The sequence below is a fragment of the Rhodoferax fermentans genome, assembly GCF_002017865.1.
GTDB classification, from domain to species: Bacteria; Pseudomonadota; Gammaproteobacteria; order Burkholderiales; family Burkholderiaceae_C; genus Rhodoferax; species Rhodoferax fermentans.
This window is the reverse complement of record NZ_MTJN01000002.1, coordinates 3,728,885-3,749,402: the sequence shown is the minus strand read 5'-3', so window position 1 is coordinate 3,749,402 and position 20,518 is coordinate 3,728,885. Positions and strand designations below refer to the sequence as shown.

General features: G+C 60.2%; 18 protein-coding genes. 6 read left to right on the top strand and 12 right to left on the bottom strand.

Annotation, left to right across the window (positions count from 1 at the left end; translation table 11 throughout):
- Window positions 1–69 precede the first annotated feature (69 nt).
- The gene (locus tag RF819_RS17475) at window positions 70–1,863 is read right to left on the bottom strand and encodes an N-acetylglutaminylglutamine amidotransferase (protein ID WP_078366153.1); all 1,794 of its coding nucleotides are present in this window, start codon (window positions 1,861–1,863) and stop codon (window positions 70–72) included.
- Window positions 1,863–3,173, bottom strand: coding sequence for a hypothetical protein (locus RF819_RS17470; protein WP_078366152.1), 1,311 nt, complete (start codon window positions 3,171–3,173; stop codon window positions 1,863–1,865). The genes RF819_RS17475 and RF819_RS17470 overlap by 1 nt, the downstream gene beginning before the upstream one ends.
- Before the next feature lie 300 nt (window positions 3,174–3,473).
- Between RF819_RS17470 and RF819_RS17465 the strand changes: the two genes are divergently transcribed.
- Window positions 3,474–3,947, top strand: coding sequence for a low molecular weight protein-tyrosine-phosphatase (locus RF819_RS17465; protein WP_078366151.1), 474 nt, complete (start codon window positions 3,474–3,476; stop codon window positions 3,945–3,947).
- Between the two features lie 88 nt (window positions 3,948–4,035).
- Here the strand turns inward: RF819_RS17465 and RF819_RS17460 are convergent, their stop codons facing one another.
- The 9 genes from RF819_RS17460 to RF819_RS17420 form a co-directional block, all read right to left on the bottom strand.
- On the bottom strand, window positions 4,036–4,899 hold the full coding sequence (locus RF819_RS17460; protein WP_078366150.1) for a restriction endonuclease subunit S: 864 nt from the start codon (window positions 4,897–4,899) through the stop codon (window positions 4,036–4,038).
- 111 nt (window positions 4,900–5,010) lie between these two features.
- On the bottom strand, window positions 5,011–5,979 hold the full coding sequence (locus RF819_RS17455; RefSeq protein ID WP_078366726.1) for an IS5 family transposase: 969 nt from the start codon (window positions 5,977–5,979) through the stop codon (window positions 5,011–5,013).
- Window positions 5,980–6,016: 37 nt separating this feature from the next.
- The gene (locus RF819_RS17450; protein ID WP_078366149.1) at window positions 6,017–7,729 is read right to left on the bottom strand and encodes an N-6 DNA methylase; all 1,713 of its coding nucleotides are present in this window, start codon (window positions 7,727–7,729) and stop codon (window positions 6,017–6,019) included.
- A 10-nt stretch (window positions 7,730–7,739) separates the two neighbouring features.
- Entirely contained in the window at window positions 7,740–9,101 is a 1,362-nt protein-coding gene (locus tag RF819_RS17445; RefSeq protein WP_078366148.1) for a type II toxin-antitoxin system HipA family toxin, read from the bottom strand.
- Window positions 9,101–9,442 carry a helix-turn-helix domain-containing protein gene (locus RF819_RS17440; RefSeq protein ID WP_078366147.1) on the bottom strand — a complete coding sequence of 114 codons (342 nt, stop codon included), beginning with the start codon at window positions 9,440–9,442 and terminating at the stop codon, window positions 9,101–9,103. The genes RF819_RS17445 and RF819_RS17440 overlap by 1 nt, the downstream gene beginning before the upstream one ends.
- A gap of 67 nt (window positions 9,443–9,509) precedes the next feature.
- On the bottom strand, window positions 9,510–12,080 hold the full coding sequence (locus RF819_RS17435) for a DEAD/DEAH box helicase family protein (protein WP_078366146.1): 2,571 nt from the start codon (window positions 12,078–12,080) through the stop codon (window positions 9,510–9,512).
- 96 nt (window positions 12,081–12,176) lie between these two features.
- Complete coding sequence (locus RF819_RS17430; protein WP_078366145.1) at window positions 12,177–12,734, bottom strand: hypothetical protein; 558 nt, start codon at window positions 12,732–12,734, stop codon at window positions 12,177–12,179.
- A gap of 21 nt (window positions 12,735–12,755) precedes the next feature.
- On the bottom strand, window positions 12,756–13,442 hold the full coding sequence (locus tag RF819_RS17425; RefSeq protein ID WP_078366144.1) for an alpha/beta hydrolase: 687 nt from the start codon (window positions 13,440–13,442) through the stop codon (window positions 12,756–12,758).
- Window positions 13,439–14,221, bottom strand: a complete 783-nt coding sequence (locus tag RF819_RS17420) for a DODA-type extradiol aromatic ring-opening family dioxygenase (protein WP_078367027.1) — start codon at window positions 14,219–14,221, stop codon at window positions 13,439–13,441. The genes RF819_RS17425 and RF819_RS17420 overlap by 4 nt, the downstream gene beginning before the upstream one ends.
- Window positions 14,222–14,337: 116 nt before the next feature.
- Here RF819_RS17420 and RF819_RS17415 point away from each other — a divergent pair, with 116 nt between their 5' ends.
- Window positions 14,338–15,237, top strand: a complete 900-nt coding sequence (locus RF819_RS17415; RefSeq protein ID WP_078366143.1) for a LysR family transcriptional regulator — start codon at window positions 14,338–14,340, stop codon at window positions 15,235–15,237.
- A gap of 94 nt (window positions 15,238–15,331) precedes the next feature.
- A complete protein-coding gene (locus RF819_RS17410) occupies window positions 15,332–16,726 on the top strand; it encodes a DUF3422 family protein (protein ID WP_078366142.1) in 1,395 nt (464 codons plus the stop codon).
- Between the two features lie 47 nt (window positions 16,727–16,773).
- On the opposite strand, the gene RF819_RS17405 is transcribed toward RF819_RS17410, so the two are convergent.
- Window positions 16,774–17,766, bottom strand: a complete 993-nt coding sequence (locus tag RF819_RS17405) for a cytochrome-c peroxidase (RefSeq protein WP_078366141.1) — start codon at window positions 17,764–17,766, stop codon at window positions 16,774–16,776.
- A 187-nt stretch (window positions 17,767–17,953) separates the two neighbouring features.
- On the opposite strand from RF819_RS17405, the gene RF819_RS17400 reads away from it, so the two are divergent.
- The 3 genes from RF819_RS17400 (at window position 17,954) to RF819_RS17390 (ending at window position 20,516) form a co-directional block, all read left to right on the top strand.
- Window positions 17,954–18,859 (top strand): hydrogen peroxide-inducible genes activator, encoded by a 906-nt coding sequence (locus tag RF819_RS17400; protein WP_078366140.1) that lies wholly within the window; start codon window positions 17,954–17,956, stop codon window positions 18,857–18,859.
- Between the two features lie 213 nt (window positions 18,860–19,072).
- On the top strand, window positions 19,073–20,002 hold the full coding sequence (locus tag RF819_RS17395; protein WP_244899929.1) for a ZIP family metal transporter: 930 nt from the start codon (window positions 19,073–19,075) through the stop codon (window positions 20,000–20,002).
- Between the two features lie 19 nt (window positions 20,003–20,021).
- Complete coding sequence (locus RF819_RS17390) at window positions 20,022–20,516, top strand: Dps family protein (protein WP_078366138.1); 495 nt, start codon at window positions 20,022–20,024, stop codon at window positions 20,514–20,516.
- The last annotated feature ends 2 nt before the right edge of the window (window positions 20,517–20,518 follow it).

Below are 20,518 nucleotides of genomic sequence, written 5' to 3'. Positions count from 1 at the left end.
GAGCTAGGAAAAAACTTGACCTGGGCCGGATTCTAAGTGGCAACGTTTCTTGCCGGGACGCTTTTTGCGTCAGCCCAACAGCGTGTCCACATGCACCTGCAGCCACCACTCCAGCAGCGCCAGATGCCACAGTTTGCTGCCGTTGATGCGGGTGAAGGCCTCGGGGCCTTCGGGCTCGGCCAGCAGTTTGTTCACATAGTCGCGCTGGTACAGGCCGCGCTTCAGGCAGGCCTCAGACATCAATATCTCACGCATTTTGTCCAGAAACGCACCGCGCACATAACGCAGCGCGGGCACCGGAAAGTAGCCCTTTGGCCGGTCGATCACGCTGTCAGGTATCAGCCCGCGTGCGATGGCTTTGAGCGGGTATTTGCCGCCTTCCTTGAGCTTGAGTGCGGGCGGCATGCTGGCGGCCAGCTCGACCAGCTCGTGGTCCAAAAACGGGGTGCGCACCTCCAGGCCCCAGGCCATGGGCATGTTGTCCACACGTTTGACCGGGTCGTCCACCAGCAGGGTGGTGGCGTCAAAGCGCCAGACTTCGTCCAGAAATTCATCGGCCTCGGGTTTGGCCAGCTCAGTTGCTACCAGTTCGGAGGTCACATCCCCCACCTGGAAGGCCGGGGTGATCATCTGCAGATACTCCGCATGGTCGCGGTCAAAGTAGTGCTGGCTGAAGCGCTGCAGCGCTGTGCCCTGGGCTGCGTCCATCTGCGGGTACCAGAAGTAACCACCAAACACCTCGTCGGCACCCTGGCCCGACATCACCACCTTGACGTCTTTGGAGACCTTTTCACTGAGCAGGTAAAACGCGATCACGTCATAACTCGCCATTGGCTCGGTCATCTGCTCGACCGCCTCGGGCAGGCGGGTGAGCACCTCGCTGTTGGGGATGTGGTACTGCTGGTGCCGGGTCTTGAAGTGCGCCGCCACCTGGTCCGAGAACTCGAACTCGTCGGCCTTCTCAGTGCCGCTGCCCATGTCCTCAAAACCAATCGAGAAAGTGCGCAGGTCGGGCACATGGTCGGCCAGCAGGCCCACCAGCAGGCTCGAATCCAGCCCGCCTGAGAGCAATACCCCCACCGGCACGTCAGCGGCCAGCAGGCGCCTATCCACACTCTTCGCCAACGCATCGCGGGTGGAGGCCAACCATTGGGCCTCGGACACGTCCTGCTCTGGGCGGGTGGCGTCCAGTGTCCAGTAGATCTGCTGGGTCACGCTGCCGTCTGGCTTGATCAACATCGTGGTGGCCGGGGGCAGTTTGCGCACACCCGTGAGCACGGTGCGTGGTGCGGGCACCACGGTGTGCAGGGTGAAGTGGTGGTGCAGCGCCACCGTGTCCAAGGTGGTGTCGACCCCACCACCGGCCAGCAGCGCGGGCAGGCTGGAGGCAAAACGCAGGCGCTCACCATCCTGGGTCAGGTACAGCGGCTTGATGCCAAACCGGTCGCGTGCCAAAAACAGCTCGCCCTTGCGCTGGTCCCACAGGCCAAAGGCAAACATGCCCTTAAAACGTGTCACGCACTGGTCACCCCAGGCGTGGTAACTCTTCAAAATGACCTCGCTGTCACCTTCGCTGAAAAAATGGTAACCCAGGGCCTGCAACTCGGTGCGTAACTCGCGGTAGTTGTAGATGGTGCCGTTGAACACCAGCGCCAGCTCCAGTGCGCTGTCCACCATCGGCTGGTTGGCGTGGCTGGACAGGTCGATGATCGACAGCCGCCGGTGGCCAAAAGCCAGCGGGCCGTGGCAGTAACTGCCAGCGTTGTCGGGGCCACGGCGCGCCAGTTGGTCCGACATACGGCTTATGGCGGCCATGTCGGGCGCCTGGCCATCCAAACGCAGTTCACCACAAATACCGCACATCAGTTGCTCTCCGAATCGGGCACCACAATGACCGGGGCGAAGCCGCCGCCGGGGGTGCGAAAGTTGGTGGTTTGCCCGCTGTACATGCGGGCGGCCAGCAGTTGGACCTGGCCAGCATAGGCATAAGCGCGGATGTCAAATTTGAGGTCGGTGGGTTCACCGTCAACCTCGATTTGCCGCTCCGACGGTGGCACCAGCGCCTGCGCCACAAAGTCGCCCGCCAGAATCTCGGCCCAGACGCGGCGTGTGAGTTTGTCACCCCGGTAGGCGGCCTTGGCACCGTAACCTGCCACGGGTTTAAAAAACAGTTGGCGCCGCTGCGCCCAGAGTTCGTCGGCACGCTCGGGCGTCACCAGCCGGGTGCTGGGCACGCTGGTGGCCAGCAGCTTGCGGTCAGCCGCGTTGACGCCCCAGGCGGCCAGCAGGCTGTCTTGGCTGAGCGCAATCAGGTTGCGTTTGTCGGCCAGCAGGGCATGGGTGTTGGGGTGGGGGGTGAGCACCACCGCACCGGCTTCATAGGCCAAGCGCAGCGCCTGGTGGGCCGGGTCTTCGAGGTAGAAGTCGGTCAGGCGGTTGTAGACCAGGTCGATGACCGTGCCCTGGTGCAGCAACTGGCCACCCTGCCACAACAGTTCACTCGGGTCGGCCACCACCGCCTGCAGCCCGTGCTGGGCAAACAGCTGGCGAAACAGCTCGAACTCGGGCGCGAGGTACTGCGCCTGCGGCGCACTGTCCACAATCAGCACCGTGCGCCAGGGCAACGCGCCGCGCTGCAAGCGCCATTCGGTGGCAAACATCTCGAACAACTCGGCTGTTAGGTTGGCATCCCCGGCGCAAGTGACAAAGGCTGGGTCCAGCTCGGTGCAGCAGGCCTCTTGCGCGCGCGCCAGCGCGGCACTGAGCAGCAGGCCACCGGCGTTGGTGTTGATCTCGATGAGTTGTGGCCCGCGTTGGCTCAGGTGAAAGTCATAACCCATACACACACTGTGCGGGCCCCAGTGGTGCTGCGCAATTGGGTTGGCGCGACTCAAAGCCTGGGCCTGGTAGCCCGGCAGCTTGGCTACACGTTCAATAGCGGTGACCACAGAAGATATCTGGGCTTGCACCTGTTTTGACACAAAAACCACGCTGCTGGAGAACAGATGTGGCCGGGTCTGCTGGATCTGCGCACTCAGGCCGTGCAGGCTGGGGTCGGCTTCCAGCTGAACCCGCAGGCGCTGGGTGTTGAGCGTGCGGCAGAAGCAGTCGCGGTTCAGCGCTTCAGCGCTGCTCGGGCTCAGGGTGGGATCGGGGGGGAGGGTGGTGGTCATGTCAACGCAAACTGCGGGGTGTCACGGCCTGAAGCTGGGTGGCAGGTCGCGCCGCTGGCGGGCCCGGGCTTCAGAAGTGATCATGGGTCGATTTTGCCTGAGTCCCGATACCCGATGACCAGGCTGCGCCTTGATGACCGTCGCGCCGGGCGGTTTTTGCTGCTGGTCGCCTCAAGGGCTGCCAGAACGCCGGCTCGCTATACCAATCATAGTGGTCGACCCTTTTCATCAAAGGGCTGGAGGCCTAAAAGGCTTGTGAACTGCGGCACAATGGCGCCATTGACATCTTGAGAGACCAGCATGCCTTACGGAATTTTGTTTGTGTGTATGGGCAACATCTGCCGCAGCCCCACCGCCGATGGTGTGTTTCGCCAAAAAGTGGCCGAACAGGGCCTGGGTCAGCAGGTGCGGGTGGACTCGGCCGGCACCCACAACTACCACCCCGGCAGCCCGCCCGATAGCCGCGCCCAGGCGGCAGCAGCCAAGCGCGGTTACGACCTGTCCAGCCTGCGCGCCCGCCAGATCGCCGCTGCCGACTACACCAGCTTTGACCTGATCCTGGTGATGGACCAAGACAACCTGGCCGTGCTGCAAGACGACTGCCCGAGCGAACACCAGCACAAGCTGCGCCTGCTGACCGAGTTTTGCCAGGTGCACAAAGCGTCTGTGGTGCCCGACCCGTATTACGGCGGCGCGGATGGTTTTGAACACGTGCTGGATCTGGTGGAGGACGCGTGTGAGGGGCTGCTGGTGCATGTGCGGCGCCAGCTGTGAGCCTGCTGCGCCGCTGACACTATCAAGCCAAAACAGCCTCTAGCCCTCGGATTGTCTGGACTAGAGGCTCTTCAAAAGATAGCGTCTTCTACGAGGTGCTGCCCCACACCCTGTCAATGGCTGCTTTGACCTTGGCTTGCATACGGTCGATCAGTTCGCGGTTGGCGGCGACCAGCGCTTGTTCGGCTTCGATTTCGGTCACGATGCTGCGCTGGGTGGCCAGGTCGGGGAAGGGAACTTTGATTTGTTTGAGCATCCCTTGAGAGAGATTACGAATGCTCGCTCCTTGCCCGGCATCTCGAAACAGTTCGCGATGGAGAGTGGACTTGAAAAGGCAGGCATAAAAATACGGCTCCACTTTTGCCGTGAACCTACAACGAATGGTGAAGCCTGAAAACGTGATCCGATCATCTATCTCTGGAATGAGAACACTGCGTCCAACCAACGCAGGATTACCGTTTGATCGAACGAAAAGGATGTCACCTTCAGCGAGCAAATAGGACTCATCGACCACTTCATCGACTTGAATTTCGGGCAGTCCGGTAAGTGGGGCGATCAAACAATCCTTGAAATGGCTCACGCCAAAGATCTTGATCTTTGATCCTTCAGCATCCGCGTCATAGTTCAGACCGTTCTTGAATTCGGCAATATCAGCCAACTCCACGATTGGCCACTCTGCGTCTATCGAAATGTGTGGCTTGTAGTTGTCGAGCACCTGCCGGGCGCCGTCGATGATTTTTTGGTAGCCCTCTATTTCAGCCACGATTTGGTGTTGGACTTCGATGGGTGGAAGGGGAATCCGAATTTCCTCTATTTCTTTTTTGTTGATGGATGCGAAAGTCGCCCCTGCTTTGCCGCAAATTTGATCCTCGATAGCGTGCAGGACATTGAAAACGTAGTTGATCGAGACAACTGATGAATCTTTAGGGCAACGCTGAACAAGTAGAGTCAAAGCAGGCCCCAGCGGTATCGAGAAACCGAAGTTGTCGAAATTGCGACCAGCTGAGCTCGCTTTTGCCCCCTTTGAGGCTGTTTCAGGGGGAATTCACCCCCTATTGCGCCCTCATGGACGCACCTGTGCCATCAGCCTTTGTCGGCAGAGATAGATGTTGGCCAGCGCCAAAGCAGTAAACGCCCGCGTGGCGTTCTTCTGCAACCCACGGTAACGCACCTTGCCAAAGCCCCACAGGCGCTTGACCACAGCAAATACATGCTCCACGCGTGAGCGGATCTTGGATTTGTTGCGGTTCTTGGCGCGAATGCCTTCATCGACCACACCAGAGCGGCGACTGCGCTGGTTGGTGAAGTCTTTGGCCTTGGGTGCTGCACTGCGGATCAGCTCCTTCTGGCTGGCGTAGGCACTGTCGCCATAGACGCGTTGCTCCTTGCCATGCAACAAACTGGGCAGTGGGTGTTTGTCATGCACGTTGGCTGCTGTGACCACCGCATGGTGGGCCAGACCACTTTGGCTGTCCACACCGATGTGCAACTTCATGCCAAAGTACCACTGTTGGCCCTTGCGGGTTTGGTGCATGTCCGGGTCGCGCGCCTTATTCGCATTCTTGGTGGAACTCGGTGCACCAATGATGGTGGCGTCCACAATGGTGCCGGTGTTGAGCTTGAAGCCCTTGCTTTGCAAGACAGCGCCTACTTGGGCAAACAGGGCTTGGCCAAGTTTGTGCTTGTTGAGGAGTTTGCGAAAGTTCAACACCGTGGTGGCGTCCGGCACAGATTCACGCCCCAGGTCAATGCCCACGAAGCGACGCAGGCTCACGCTGTCGTACAGAGCTTCTTCACAGGCCAGGTCTGCCAGGTTGAACCAGTGCTGGATGAAGTGGATGCGCAGCATACGCTCAAGCCCGATGGGGGGACGCCCATTACCGGCCTTGGGGTAAAACGGCTCGATGACTTCGCACAGAGCGGCCCAGGGAACGATGACTTCCATGGTCTTCAAGAACTCATCGCGCCGCGTGGGCTTGCGGTAGGTCTCAAAGCTTTGTTGTTCGGCCATGGCCAGAGTTTGTTGTTTCATCTGCATCTCCTGCTTGGGATGCCACGAACCATGCAAGTCATGGGCCAACTGGGGACTTGATCAGTGTTGCCTTAGACCGAATTGCGGCTAATCCGCGTCCGATGCAACACTCCTGGGTGGCAAAGTTGACAGGGCCAACTGGCGCACGAACCGACATCAATATGTCATTGGCGAGAGCTACTTTCGTAACTTTGGTTGTCCACTTTGTGGGAGCACCGATAAATACTCTGGAAAACTCAGTCTTGCCTTGATAGAAAGGCAAGCCGTTTGCTTGTTCGTTGTAAAACTCACCCTCTGGGGATTGCCCCGCAATTACTTCACACACGTCACCCAAAGCAATTTTTGAATGCGCAGAGTTAGTAAGTTCTTGGGGCCGATACCTCTCCCCACTCAAATTAAAGTCCCCGCCAGCCCCAATCCGCTCCCGCGCCACGGCCTGCGCCATCAGGCCATCCCCTTCAAAAGCCGCCGGTGCCGTCATCCAACTGCGCAACAGCCGCGTCGCCTCGGGCAAATCGCTGTTGACCACCGCGCGGCGTTGCGCGCCCAGGTTAAAGCCGTCGTTTAACACTTTGACAAACAACACCTTGTCTGTCTGTTTGTGCACACGTTTGTCCAGGATCAGGATGCTGGTTTTGACGCCGCTGTAGGGGTTGAACACACCAGCGGGCAGGCTCACCACCGCCACCAGTGAGGTGTCGACCAGCATCTTGCGCAGCGCTTTGTAAGCTGTGCCGCTCTGGAAGATGATGCCTTCGGGCACGATGATGGCGGCGCGGCCGGTGGCCGTCAGATGCTCGGCCATGTAATCAACAAACAACACCTCGCTGCGGCTGGCCTGCACGGTAAAGCGTTTGTGCGGTTTGATGCCGCCCTTGGGGCTCATGAACGGTGGGTTGGCCAGGATCACATCGGCCAGCTCGTTCCACTTCTCGTCGCTGGTCAGGGTGTCGTACTCCACGATGTGCGGGTCGTGAAAGCCGTGCAGGTAGAGGTTGACCAGACTCAGGCGCACCATGTCGGGCGAGATGTCGTAACCCCGGATGTTGTTGGCGAGCCGGATGCGTTCGTCGGGTGTGAGTGTTTTTGGCCTCTGGCCCTTATCTTGATTGGGTGTATCAATACTCTTTTCAGAGTGGCTGACGGTGGGTGTGTTGGCCGCCAGGATGTGTTTCCAGGCCGAGATCAAAAAGCCTGCCGTGCCACAGGCCGGATCGAGGATAGTCTCATCCTTCTTCGGGTCGATCACCGCCACCATGAAGTCGATGATGTGGCGCGGGGTGCGGAATTGCCCGGCGTCACCCTGGCTGCCCAGCACACTCAGCAGGTATTCAAACGCGTCACCCAGGCGCTCGGAGTGGTCGTAGGTGAAGGTGTTGATTTCTTTCAGGAAACTCTTGAGGGTTTCCGGGTCGCGGTAGGGCAGGTAAGCGTTCTTAAAAATGTCGCGGAACAGCTCGGGCAGGCCGGGGTTCTGCCGCATGCTCTGGATGGCCTCCGAATACAGCGCCAGTACCTCAAAACCACCCAGACCGGGTGCCAGCAGGCGGGCCCAGCCAAAGCGGGCATAGGCACCGGCAAAAAAGCTGCGTTTGCCGCCAAGTTCTTCGGCCTCGGCGTCCATGTCGTCCATGAACTTGTAGATCAGCGCGATGGTGATTTGCTCCACCTGGCTTTTGGGGTCGGGCACCTTGCCTACCAGGATGTCTCGGCAGGCGTCAATGCGGCGTTTGGTATCGGAATCAAGCATGTCAGTTGTTTTAGGTGGTTGTTTTTCGAATTTCGGCCTGGAGCGCGGGCGTGGCAATGTCGCCCAGGCTGCGCATGGCAGGGGCCAACTGGTCGATCAGGCGGCCCACACCAGGGTTTGTTGCGCCCATGTCTTCAAAGGCGGTGCGCCATTGGCGCAGTTGGCCCCAGACGCGGCGAATGATGGCGATGGCGGTGCTGCGCTGTGGGGTGAAGGCGCTGTAGGCGGACATGGCGTTGTCCAGCGTGGCCAGCTTGCCAAGGCTGCCAACCTGCAGGTGCAGCTGGCGCTCCAGCGCCACACTGGGGCGCGGCACCACGTCGTACAAGGGACTCAGGCGCCAGCCGGGCAGGCGCGGGTCGCGCACAAAGCCGTGGTTGCGCAGGTGGTCGTCGTCGTTGCTGACAAAGATGTTGAACACCATGCGCGCGAACAGTTCCTCGGTGTTGCTACGGATCAGGCTGGGGTGGACGTGCTCGCGCACCGCTTGCGCCAGATCGGCGTAACTTTTGAGGCGTGACTCGAATTCATCACAGGCCACCAGTGTCAGCCCGCTGACAAAGGGCAGGCGCTGTTCGACCAGCCCCAATGCGGGCAAGCTGTCGTGCAAGGCGGTGTCGACAGGCAAAGGTGTGCCGGAGGTGTGCCAATAGCGGTCAAACCGGCGGATCAGCAAAACCGATTTGCCACCAATGTCCTGCACTTTGACCTGGGGCACGGTCAAACCGCACAGCCGCGCCAGTGTCAAGGTGCAGCATTCGGCCCAGGCGACATCAAAGCTGTCGCCCACAGCCGGGAACTTGGCCAGCCAGAGCAGACCGGTCTCATCACGCACCGAGGCCTTGGGCCGCGCGCCACCGGCGCCCGGGGCTGAGCCAAAAAAATCGACGAGTGTGCTGGGGATGGGCAAACCCAGCTCGATGCGCCCGGCGGTGTCCATCAGGTAAGGCAAAGACTGGATGGGTGTGGCACCGGCTTGGGCCGGGTCGTTTAAAGAGGCGCGCACATCCAGTGCACCAACCCGGTCACTGCCCGCGCCCAGCAGGTAGTCGGCCTCGGTCAGGCTGTTGGCCGGGACGCGGCGCTGCGCTTCGATGACACGGCGGCCCCAGGCGTCGGGTGCGGCATCACGGATGCCGCCAAATTGGGTGAGCTGGTTGACCGGGAACAGCTCGGCACCACGCACGCGTGGCTTGTCGGCCAGGCTTAGGCTGACCGGGTCGATCTCAAACGCATCGGGCCGCTCGATATAACGTGTGCCATAGGCAAAACGGGAGGCCAGGACCTCACGCTCTTGGGTGATGGACAGGCGCCCGGCAGGGGCCCAACCCTGCGGCAGGTGCGCAAAAACAAACACATCGTGCGTGGCCATCAGAAGTCCAGCTTCTGTAGCTCAGTGGCAGACAAGGGGCGCACACGCTGGGTGGTTTCCTGCTGTTCCAGCGCTTTCAAGGACGGGTCACTTTCCTGCAGCAAGGCCAGCATGGAGAGTCCGGGTGCGATGGCCTCCAGGTAGCGAAGTATCTGGGCCAAGGTGCGGCCAGGGTCACCTTTTTCGATCAGCGCTGCGGTGGAGCGCGACATTCCGGCACGCGCCGCGACATCGAGCTGACGCAGCTTGCGCGCGGTACGCAGCCGGGTGAGCTTGGCGCCAATGTCTGCAGCTTCGACCAGGCGGTTGGCCGGAACCAGCGGGAATTCGCGGTATTTCATGTCCGTAATATTAGTCCTAATGTCGATAAGGCCTGATATTACAGACATTTTTCTGAAGAAACCACGCTCACATGAACTGGTTCAGCGGCACATAGTCCTTCACATATTCGGGGATGCGGGTGCGCCAGACCGGGGGCACAGCCTTGAAGTCGCTCATGCCAAAGGCGGGGTAGACGTTGAGGTCGGTCAGGCGCTGGGTTTCAATGATGTCGCGCAGGCGGTGGTCGGTGGCGTAGGCTTTGAAGTAGTACTTCATGGCCTGCACAGCGGCGGCGGTGCTGTCGGCACTGAAACCCGTGGCGTTTTGCTGGTCGAGCAGGAATTTGTCGAACTCGTCTTCCAGCAGTTCATCTTTGCTTTTGAAGCCGGGGATCAGGCCAAAGGTTTTCTGCAAAATTTCCTTGAGGCCCAGGCGGCGGTCCACACCGGCGGCGCGGCGCAGCTTGTCCAGATTGAAGTACTCGGCGGGTTTGTCAAACAGCTCTGTGGTGATGTAGTTGATGGCCTGGTCCCACTGGGCGTCGTTGACCTGCTGGGCAATGATGGGGTCGGCCAAGACCCGGTCTTCAAACTTCTCGAAGAACATGCGGTCGACCTTCATGCCCTGGAATCCGACCTGTTGCTCGACCTGGCTGGTGATGCTGTCGGGGGCGGTGTGTTCATAACTGTTGCCGCCGCCGGGTGGTTGTGGGCCGGTTTCGTCGTCGCCGCCTTGGACCTGGCCTGTGCTGGGGCGGGGTAGTTTTAGCACCTCGTCGTAGTTGAACTTTTCTTCGAAATACTCGCAGGTGGCGAAGAAGTCAAACAGTTTGTAGGCGGTTTTGTCCGGCGCGGTGACCTGGGTTTTGAGTGTGTCGTCCTGCAGTTCTTCGCGGAAATCGTGTTTGCGCGTGCCACGGCCCTTGATCTGGACAAAGTCAGACGGTGAAAACACCGGGCGCATCAGCGCCAGGTTGAGCAAATCGGGGCAGTCATAGCCGGTGGTCATCATGCCCACGGTGACGCAGATGCGGGCTTTGCTGGTTTTGTAGGCTGGCAGCACGTTGGCGCTGCCCAGCAGGTTGTTGTTGGTGAAGTTGATGGTGAACTGCTGCGCGTCCGGGATCAGCGAGGTGACCTGCACCGCAAAGTCTGACTGGTACAGCCCAGGGTACATGGTGTCGGCCAGATCGTTGAGCAGTTGTGTGAGTTTGCTGGCGTGGTTTTGGCTGACCGCAAACACGATGGTTTTGCCAAACTCGTTGCTGATGGGGTCACGTAGGCCGTGTTTGAGCAGGGTTTCGCAAAACAGGCGGTTGGTGGGTTCGGAGAAAAACTGTTTCTCGAAGTTCTTCTGTTTAAAAACCTGTTCGCTGGTTTGTTCACCATCAGGGGTGTCCGCGATGACCACGGCGGCATAACCCTGGTCGGACAGCAGTTGGGTGGTGACGGTGGTGCGTGCGTCCACCACCAAGGGGTTGATCAGAAAGCCGTCTTTGACACCATCGAGCAGTGAATAACGGTAGGTGGGTTCGCCCGACTCGCAGCCAAAAGTGCGGTAGGTGTCGAGCAAGAGGCGGCGCTCGGACTCGCGTGGGTCGCGGGTGCTGGGCTTGGCGGCGTCAAACTTTTTGAGGTAGTCCTTGGGCGTGGCGGTCAGGCCGAGCTTGTAGCCCACAAAATATTCAAACACGGCGCGGGCGTTGCCACCAATGCTGCGGTGCGCTTCGTCCGAGATCACCAGGTCAAAGTCGGTGGGTGAAAACTGCTTGTACTTGGCGTTGAACAACAGGCTTTGCACCGTGGTCACCACAATCTCGGCCTTGCGCCAGTCGTCACGGCTTTCTTTGTAGATGACACTCTTGTAGTCGTTTTTGAGCAGGGTGGTGAAGGCTTTGTTGGCCTGGTCTTCGAGTTCCAACCGGTCCACCAGAAACAGTACCCGGCGCGCATTGCTGGTGCGCAAAAACAGTTTGATGACGGCGGCTGCGGTGAGCGTTTTGCCAGTGCCGGTGGCCATCTCGAACAAAAAACGGGTTTGGCCCGCTTTGACCGCTGTTTGCACTGCATGGGCGGCGCGCTGCTGGTAGGTACGTAAAAAACGCAGGCGGTTTTTCTCTGTGAAGGCATCACGCTCAGACGCGTTTTGCCAGCCAGCTTCCTGGTCATAAGCAGGTATTTGGGTGCGGGCGATGTAGTCCAGCGGCACGACCTCAGACACCAGACGCGCTGGGTCAGGCTGAAACTTGGTGTAGCCCTTGATGTCACCAGGCGCAGGAAAGCTTGTGATGACGTGCGGGTTGCCGTGCTGCAGATCCCAGAAGTAATGCAGGTTGCCGTTGCTCAGAATGACAAACCGGCAGCTCAGAGACTTGGCGTATTTGCGGGCTTGCTCTTTGCCAATCAGCGGATTTTTGTTTTCAGCCTTGGCTTCCAGCACCACCAGCGGAAAGTGTTGTTCGTCCAGCAGCAAAAAATCGACAAAACCGTGGCCGTTGGCTTCGAAGTCTTTGCCCAGAGCCTCTACCTGCGCCTGGGTGAGTTTGACCTTGGGCTCCAAGGCGATGTTGGCCGAACCCGCCGGAGTGTCAAAAAAGCGCCAACCGGCCGCTTCGAGCAACTGGTTGATCTTGATACGCGCCTGGGCTTCTTTGGGCATGAAGCCATTCTAGGTGGGCGGATCGTCTGCTTTTACGGAGGTTTGTATAAAAAACAACGCTCTGGCCCTCGTAGAACAAGGGCTATGCGCTATGGATTACGGAGTGACTCTTTCGCTTGCCTGAAGCACCGTGATGGTCTCAAACCGCAGGTGGTGCATGAACTCGCGCAGGATCAGCAAGCTGGCGGCAAAGGAGGTGCTGGTGGGCAAGTTGTCTGACGATATTGGCCGTCCGAGTGAGCGCTGCGCCAGCCGATCAAAACAACGCTCCATCGCGTCCAGTGACAGAGCCATACGCTGCCCTGCTGTCACACCAGATAGCAGGGCGATCTCTCGGATAGCCGCATCACTGGTGACTAGCTCGGCCCCGGCGACCCTCAGCGGCAAGGCGCGGGTGACCTCGTCTTCGACGGTCATGATGGCGTTTTCCAGTTCCAGCGGGCTGGGTGGGCTGTGCCGGAAGTGCTCGCGGGCGGTGGACTCGGCGCCGATGGCCAGCGCCAGCTGGGCCGTTGGTTCCGCGCCCTGGCCGACGGCGAGACCGGTCTGCTCGTCGCCAATGTGCAGCAGCACCAGGGGGCCTGTGGTGGGAGTCTGGGCGCGTGCGGCGGCAAACAGGCGCCTCAGGTGGGTGTCAAAGTCAGGGTGGGACATGGTTGGCTTTCAGTGCAGATCTCACATGATGCTGGCCAGCCAGGCCAGAAAGTCGGCATGCACCGCCGGGCTGATGCCGTGGCCGATGGGGTAGAGCCGAAGTTCGTGTTGTACACCCAGCGTGGTTAACAGCTCGTCTGAGCGGTGCGCCCAGGCCACAGGCAGGGTGGGATCGAGTTGACCATGGCTGACAAACGCCCGGAGCTGTGTGAGTTGTTCGGGACTGGCCAGGTGCGGTGCCAGCTCGGTCAGAATGCGCCCGGACAGCAGACCAAACCCGGCCACCAGGGCGGGTTGGCTCAGCGCCACACTGGCGCTAAGGATGCCGCCCTGGCTGAAACCGGCGATCACCGTCCGGGCTGCTGTGATGCCGTATTGGCGCTGCAGCTGCTGCACCAGTTTGATCAAGGCCAGACGACTGTGTTCGGCGGCTTCGGCGTCGATCACGGGACCGCTGCCGGTGAAGCTCAGGCGGAACCAGGCAAACTGGCCCGGGCCCAGCGTGATCGGGCCGCGTACCAAGGCCACCAGGGTGTCTGGTGCCATGCCGTGCGCCAGGTCGGCCAGATCGGTCTCCCGGCTGCCCAGGCCGTGTAACAGGATCACCAGGCGTTGTGGCTGCGCTGGTGTGGGCTGCACCAGCCGCAACGATAGGCCCGAAGGGGCGTCGGTGTGTAGGTCACTCACGCTGGCGAGGGTGGTGTTCATGGCTGTGCTCCCCACACATAAGACGCCATCGACAGCACCCCGTGCTCGATGCTGTCGTCGATCAGCTGCGCCGGGTCGTTGCCACGGGCGGCGTACGCCACCAGCAGCGGCAGGAAGTGCTCCTCGGTCGGGTGGGCGCGCTGGGCATGCGGGGCCAGGTCGCGGTAGTGCTGCAGGGCCTTGGTGTCCTGGGCCAGCACGGCCGTGTGCACCCAGCTGGCAAACTCCTGCACATAGGGTTCCGCCTGCGTGGCATAGGGGCTGAACTCGTAGAGGTTATGGGTCATGCTGCCCGAGGCCAGGATGACGACGCCTTGGTCGCGCAGCGGCGCCAGAGCCTGGCCGAACTGCAGCGCCTGCGCGGCAGTCAAGCTTCGGGGCATCGACAATTGAAACACCGGCACATGGGCAGTCGGCAGCAGATGCATCAGCGGCACCCAGGCGCCATGGTCCAGCCCACGCTGGTTGTCGGTGCTGGTGGCAAAACCGGCTTCACTCAGCAGGCGGGCCGCCTCCAAGGCGATGTCGGGCTGGCCACTGGCGGGGTACTGCAGTTTGTAGAGTGCGGCTGGAAAACCACCAAAGTCGTGCACGGTGCTTGGCTGGACCGTGGTCATGACCTGCACATCGCGTGTTTGCCAGTGGGGGGACACCACCAGCACGGCCTTGACATCGGTGAGCTGCTGGCCAAACGCCTGCAACCGCGGACCCAGCGTGCCGGGTTCAATAGCAAAAGTGGGCGCGCCATGTGAAATGAAGAAAACAGGGGCTTGGGTCATGGTGTCTTCCTGAAGGTTCTGGCGCGACCTCGCGTCAGTCATGGAAGGACTTTATTGAATTTGAATCAGAAGATAAATGGCGATAATTCAGATAGATTGTTTCACTTGGAGAGATAGTGGACCGTTTCCTGGAAATGCAGACCTTTGTTGGTGTGGTGGATGCGGGCAGTTTTGTCAAAGCGGCAGACACGCTGAACCTGTCCAAAGCCGCTGTGTCGCGTTATGTGCTGGATCTGGAAACCCGATTGGGTGTGCGCCTGCTGCATCGCACCACGCGGCGCCTGTCGCTCACCGAGGAGGGACAGGTGTTTCACGCCCGCTGCAAAGCTTTGCTGGCCGGGCTGGAGGAGGCCGAGGTCGAAATCACCTCGCGCAGTGACCTGGTCAGTGGCCTGCTGCGTCTGAGTGTGCCGGTGACCTTTGGTGTCCTGCATCTGGCGCCGCTGTGGGGCCTGTTCAAGGCGCAGCACCCCAAACTCAGGCTGGACATCACCTTGTCCGACCGGGTGGTGGATTTGGTGGAGGATGGTTATGACCTGGCGGTGCGCATTGGCCGACTGGAGAGTTCGACCCTGGTCAGCCGCCAGCTCAGCAGCACCCGGTTGGTGTTGTGTGCCTCACCGGCCTACCTGGCGGCCCATGGCATACCCACACATCCGGCTGAGCTGGCCGAGCATGCGGTGATCGCCTACAGCTACTGGTCGGGCCGGGACGAATGGTCTTTTGACGGGCCGCAGGGAGAGCTGCGTGTCAGTACCCAGCCCTGTATTCGCACCAACAGTGGCGACACCTGCCGTGCGGCGGCGCTGGCCCACCAGGGGGTGATCCTGCAACCGGCTTTCCTGGTGGGGCCCGATCTGGCAGCAGGCACGCTGGTGGAGCTGATGCCGCAGTACCGTGCCGGGGAGTTGGGCATTTACGCGGTGTATCCAACCCGCCAGCATCTGTCGGCCAAGGTCAGGCGTCTGATTGATTTTCTGGTGGCGCAACTGGCCGGGCGTGGACCCGACTGGTGAGCTGTGGCGTGGACGGCACCATTCAGGCTTATTTGCGGTGCTTGGCACGGGTCTGTCATCCGCAAACTGACAAATGCCCTGCAAAATAGCTTGTATGCACGACCCAGACACACCCTCCACAGGATTCCTGCCGCCTGACGCCAGTCAGCGCGCGGCTTTGCACAACGAGGTGCATGCCCGGCCGTCGGCCCGCATCCGCCTGCCTGCGCTGGTGGTGGATGTGGCGGTGTTGCACGAGGGTGTGACGCGCGACATGGCCTGGGAACACCTGCGCCAGCTGCCGGGTCAGTCTGGTTTGGCAGCGGCGTGTTTACAAGACAACTTCTTGCGCCTGCGCCTGGCGGACTGCACCGTCAAATGGGAGCGCCACAACGAGTTCTCGCGTTACACCATCGTGCAAGCCTTGCCGCAGCACGCTTTGCTGGATGCGGTGGAACCGGATCTGATGTCGCATCTGGCCGTGCCTGCACCGTGGTTGCGGCAGATCCCGGGGTGTACCGTGTCGGCGATCCAGCTGGTGATGCTCAATGCGCCGCTCGATGATGCCCAGGTACTGATGGCACAGGCCATGCGCTGGCTGGGTGCCCGCACGGTGGTGGCGTCCTTGATGGGTAGCAACGCCTTGAACGCAACGGCGGCGCCGGGGCCCACGGCGCAGGCACGGGGTTACCAGCACCCGGCTGGGCACTCCTGGGCCTTGACCCAGTTCAAATTGCAGGAAGACGGGTTCGAGCGCATGCTGGTGATTGCCCCCGAGGGCACCAGCCAAACCCGCGCCGGGCGCATTGCCGGGCGTTTGCTGGAGCTAGAGATCTACCGGTTGATGGCCTTGCGTGGCCTGCCGGTGGCCAAGGCTTTGGGGCCGATGTTGACCCAGGCCGAGAACGAGCTGGCCTCGATCACCGCCCGGCTGGAGAACAAGACCGCGTCCGACCAGGAGTTGCTGGACACCTTGGTGTCGCTGGCGGCCCGTGTGGAGCGGGCCACGGCGGAGCACATCTACCGGTTCTCGGCCAGCCAGGCCTATTACACGCTGGTGGGGCAACGCTTGACCGAACTGCGAGAAAAAGCCATTCCGGGCACCCAGATGATTGGTGAGTACCTGCAGCACCGCTTGTCGCCCGCCATGGCCACGGTGGCGGCCACCGCACGGCGCTTGTCGTCGCTGTCCGGGCGGGTGGCGCGTGCCAGTGATTTGTTACGCACCCGGGTGGACATTGCCACCGAGGCACAGAACCACGAGTTGCTGGCCAAGCTCAATCGTGGCCAGGAAATGCAGCTGCATTTGCAAAGCACGGTGGAAGGGCTGTCAATTGCGGCGATTTCTTATTACGTGATCAGCCTGTTGCTGTATGGCGGCAAGGCCCTCAAGGCCGCCGGGCTGCCGATCAATCCCGAAATGGCCGCTGGTGCGCTGGTGCCGGTGGTGTTGTGGGTGGTGTGGCGTACCACCCAGAAAATCCACGCCAAGCTGGTGGCCAAACATTAAAAAAGGGGCTTCAAGCCCCTTTTTTCAAAGTGTCCTGACGGATCGTCTTATTTGGAGAACGGTGTCGGGCGCGGGGTTTTGTCGCTGGACGGTGGCAGGATCGGCAGCGCAAAGTTCGGCTGGTCACCGGTCAAGGTTTTCAGGAAGGCCACCACCTTGGCATTTTCATCCGCTGTGAACTTCTTGCCCAGTTGCAGGCGGCCCATCACATCCACAGCTTCGGGCAGGGTGTTGACCGCGCCGTCGTGGAAGTAGGGGTAGGTCATTTCCACATTGCGCAGGGTCGGTACCTTGAACATGAAACGGTCCACGTCTTTGCCGGTCACCGCACTGCGGCCTTCGGCCCCACCTGTGGACTTGTAAGGCTCCACCACACCCATCTTCTGGAACGAGGCGCCCCCTACAGCCGGGCCGTTGTGGCAGGCCACGCAGCCACTTTCTTTGAACAGCTTGTAGCCTGCCAGTTCTTGCGGGCTCAGGGCATCACTCTTGCCCAGCAGCCATTGGTCAAAACGCGAGTTGGGGGTCACCAGGGTCTTTTCAAACTCGGCAATCGCCAGGGTGACCTGATCGATATCCACCTTGTCCTTCCCAAAAACTTGTTTGAACTCGCGCACATAGGCCGGAATCGACTCCAGCACACCAATGGCCAATGTGTGGGTGAAGCCCATTTCACCCGGGTTGGCGATTGGGCCACCGGCCTGGGCTTTCAAATCGGCGGCACGACCATCCCAGAACTGGGCCAGGTTCAGGCTGGAGTTCAGTACCGTGGGGGCGTTGATCGGGCCTTGTTGCCACTTGTCACCGATCGACGTCGGAATGTTGTCAGTGCCGCCCATCGACAGGTTATGGCAGGAGTTGCAGGAGATAAACCCTGACTTGGACAGTCGGGGGTCAAAATACAACTTCTTGCCCAACTCGACCATGCCGATGTTGATTTGGGCCGGGGGTTTGATGGGTTGGATCAATTCCTGTGCCGCCCCGTAGAGCGGTGCTAGACCCAGAGCGCTCACTGCTGCTGCAAGAATGCGTCGTTTCATTTTTGTGTCCTTGAAGTTGAGAGTTGTGCCCGAAATTAGATCTAGATCAATAGAAGCTGTAATAGCTGGCACCGGCCCACTTTAACCATGGCAAGAGTGTGGCCTAATGACGTAAGTCAATGATTTATAACATTATTTTGACTATACATGCGATAGTGTTTGCCTATATCCATCTCTTCTAGTACCCATGAAATTGTCTGCCTTGCGTTATCTGGTGGCTTTTGCCGACCAACTCAGTTTCAGCCGCGCGGCTGAGCAGTGCCGTGTCTCCCAACCCAGCCTGAGTGTGGCTTTGCAACGTTTGGAAGACGAGCTGGGTGTCACCCTGATCGAGCGCGGCAAACACCATGTGGCGCTGACCGAGGTGGGGGAGCGGGTGGTAGCCCAGGCGCGGATCAGCTTGGAGGAAGTGGATCGCATCGAGTCCGTGGCGCAATCGGGCAAGGACCCGCTGGTGGGCAGCTTTCGCCTGGGTGTGATTCACACCATTGCGCCGTATCTTTTGCCGGATCTGATCCCGGCCTTGCGCCAGGTGGCGCCGGGCTTGACGCTTTACATCGAAGAAAGCATGACCGCGTTGCTGGCCGACTACCTCAAATACGGCACGGTGGATGCGGCCATTGTGGCGCTGCCCTTTGATGTTCCCGGTGTAGACACCCAGGTTTTGTACGACGAGGTGTTTGAGGTGGTGGTGCCACGAGACCACCCGTGGGTGGGGCGCAGTCACATCAGCACCTCGGAGATCGGCGCTGAGGATGTGCTGGTGCTCAAGGCCGGCAATTGTTTTCGCGAGCAGGTGCTCGACGCGTGCCCGGAGATCAGCCACACCGATGCCTCGATGCGCCAGGGACACTCGATCGAAACCATCCGCGCCATGGTGGCCTCCGGTTACGGTGTGTCGGTGTTGCCCAAAAGTGCCTTGTCCGATTTGTACAAATCGGACCTGGTGGTGTCGATTCCGTTTGAAGAGCCTGCCCCCTTGCGTCGTATTGCGCTGGCGTGGCGGCGCAGTTCGGTGCAGGACACCGTGGTGGATGCCCTGGTGCAGGCGGTACGCATCATGAACAAGCCTGCTTACCACGTGGTTGTGTGAGTGCTGGGTATCATGAGATACGCCAAAAGAGTGGCGGTCATTGGTATTGGCTATGTCTGGCATCCAGACAATCCATTGGTGTCTTGGGGCCTGACGTCGTACAGTGAGTCTTCGCAGCTTTTTGACCTGTTTTCAGGAGATTCACCGTGACCCCAACACCCCGACCTGTGCCTGTGTGCGCCGGAACTTCTTATGCCTGAACAAATTGCCGTTTTGACACCATCTGTCCCGACTTCTTCCGATTGGCGACTGAGTTTGTGGGCCCATGTCCGTGCCCACCGTGTGGCGGCTTTGGGCCTGGGCTTGGCGTTGTTTGGTGTGCTGGTGTTGCTGGTACAAAGCCTGTTGCAACTTGCAACGGTTGAGCTTGGCGCGGGCCTGCGTTACGCCATGCTGGGCGGTGCGGCTGGGTTGGCCGCAACGGCTCTGGGCGCCTTGCCCGCCTTGGGTTTACGCAGTGTGCCGCAGAAGCTTGAAGACAGCCTGCTGGGTTTTGCTGCAGGCATGATGCTGGCGGCCAGTGCTTTTTCGCTGTTGTTGCCCGGCCTGGAAGCGGGTGCGGACATCCTGGGTAACAAACCGCTGGGTGCTGCGGTGGTGGTGTTGGGTATGGCGCTGGGGGTGTTGCTGATGCTGGGCCTGGACGAGTTCACCCCCCATGAACATGAACAAACCGGGCGCAGCGGCCCGGTTCCTGAGCGATATGACCGGGTCTGGCTGTTTGTGTTTGCCATTGCCTTGCACAACCTGCCCGAAGGCATGGCCATTGGTGTGAGTTTTTCACAAGGCAATATGAGTGTGGGTTTGCCTCTGACCACAGCGATTGCTTTGCAGGACATCCCGGAAGGGCTGGCGGTGGCTTTGGCCTTGCGCAGCGCGGGCTTGACACCGCGGCTGGCGGTGTTGGTGGCGGCAGCCAGTGGTTTGCTGGAGCCGCTGGGTGCCTTGCTGGGGGTGGGGTTGTCGAGTGGTTTTGCGCTGGCCTACCCGATTGGCTTGGGCCTGGCAGCGGGTGCGATGTTGTTTGTGGTGTCCCACGAAGTGATCCCGCAAACCCATCGCAATGGCCACCAGACCCCAGCTACCATCGGTTTGATGATCGGTTTTGCCCTGATGATGGTGCTCGATACCGCTCTGGGTTGATTTTTATAGGAGAAAGATGATGAGCAAGAAAAAACTGGGTTTGCCCAATATGGACATCGGTATTGATGCCAAACAACGTGAGGCCATTGCCCAAGGTTTATCAGCCTTGTTGGCCGACAGTTACACCTTGTACCTGATGACCCACAACTTTCACTGGAACGTGACCGGGCCGCAGTTCAATAGCCTGCACATGATGTTCATGGGGCAGTACACCGAGCAATGGAACGCTCTCGACATCATTGCCGAGCGCATCCGCGCCCTGGGTTTCCCGGCACCAGGCACTTACAAGGAATACGTCAAGCTGGCGTCAATCAAGGAGGTGGACGGTGTGCCCAAGGCCACCGACATGATCCGCCATCTGGTGGCGGCGCAAGAAGCCACAGCACGCACCGCCCGCAAACTGTTCCCGGTGGTGGATGCTGCCAACGACCAGCCCACGGCCGATGTGTTGACGCAACGCATCGACATCCACGAAAAAACCGCCTGGATGTTGCGCAGTCTGCTGGAAGAATAAGA

Excerpts from the sequence above, each read along its gene's own strand:
- RF819_RS17470 (WP_078366152.1), bottom strand. The coding sequence starts at position 3,173 with ATGACCACCACCCTCCCCCCCGATCCCACCCTGAGCCCGAGCAGCGCT.
- RF819_RS17435 (WP_078366146.1), bottom strand. The coding sequence starts at position 12,080 with ATGCCCAAAGAAGCCCAGGCGCGTATCAAGATCAACCAGTTGCTCGAA.
- RF819_RS17465 (WP_078366151.1), top strand. The coding sequence starts at position 3,474 with ATGCCTTACGGAATTTTGTTTGTGTGTATGGGCAACATCTGCCGCAGC.
- RF819_RS17410 (WP_078366142.1), top strand. The coding sequence starts at position 15,332 with ATGCACGACCCAGACACACCCTCCACAGGATTCCTGCCGCCTGACGCC.
- RF819_RS17440 (WP_078366147.1), bottom strand. The coding sequence starts at position 9,442 with ATGAAATACCGCGAATTCCCGCTGGTTCCGGCCAACCGCCTGGTCGAA.
- RF819_RS17425 (WP_078366144.1), bottom strand. The coding sequence starts at position 13,442 with ATGAACACCACCCTCGCCAGCGTGAGTGACCTACACACCGACGCCCCT.
- RF819_RS17405 (WP_078366141.1), bottom strand. The coding sequence starts at position 17,766 with ATGAAACGACGCATTCTTGCAGCAGCAGTGAGCGCTCTGGGTCTAGCA.
- RF819_RS17390 (WP_078366138.1), top strand. The coding sequence starts at position 20,022 with ATGAGCAAGAAAAAACTGGGTTTGCCCAATATGGACATCGGTATTGAT.
- RF819_RS17450 (WP_078366149.1), bottom strand. The coding sequence starts at position 7,729 with ATGCTTGATTCCGATACCAAACGCCGCATTGACGCCTGCCGAGACATC.
- RF819_RS17400 (WP_078366140.1), top strand. The coding sequence starts at position 17,954 with ATGAAATTGTCTGCCTTGCGTTATCTGGTGGCTTTTGCCGACCAACTC.
- RF819_RS17430 (WP_078366145.1), bottom strand. The coding sequence starts at position 12,734 with ATGTCCCACCCTGACTTTGACACCCACCTGAGGCGCCTGTTTGCCGCC.
- RF819_RS17420 (WP_078367027.1), bottom strand. The coding sequence starts at position 14,221 with ATGACCCAAGCCCCTGTTTTCTTCATTTCACATGGCGCGCCCACTTTT.
- RF819_RS17455 (WP_078366726.1), bottom strand. The coding sequence starts at position 5,979 with ATGAAACAACAAACTCTGGCCATGGCCGAACAACAAAGCTTTGAGACC.
- RF819_RS17475 (WP_078366153.1), bottom strand. The coding sequence starts at position 1,863 with ATGTGCGGTATTTGTGGTGAACTGCGTTTGGATGGCCAGGCGCCCGAC.
- RF819_RS17445 (WP_078366148.1), bottom strand. The coding sequence starts at position 9,101 with ATGGCCACGCACGATGTGTTTGTTTTTGCGCACCTGCCGCAGGGTTGG.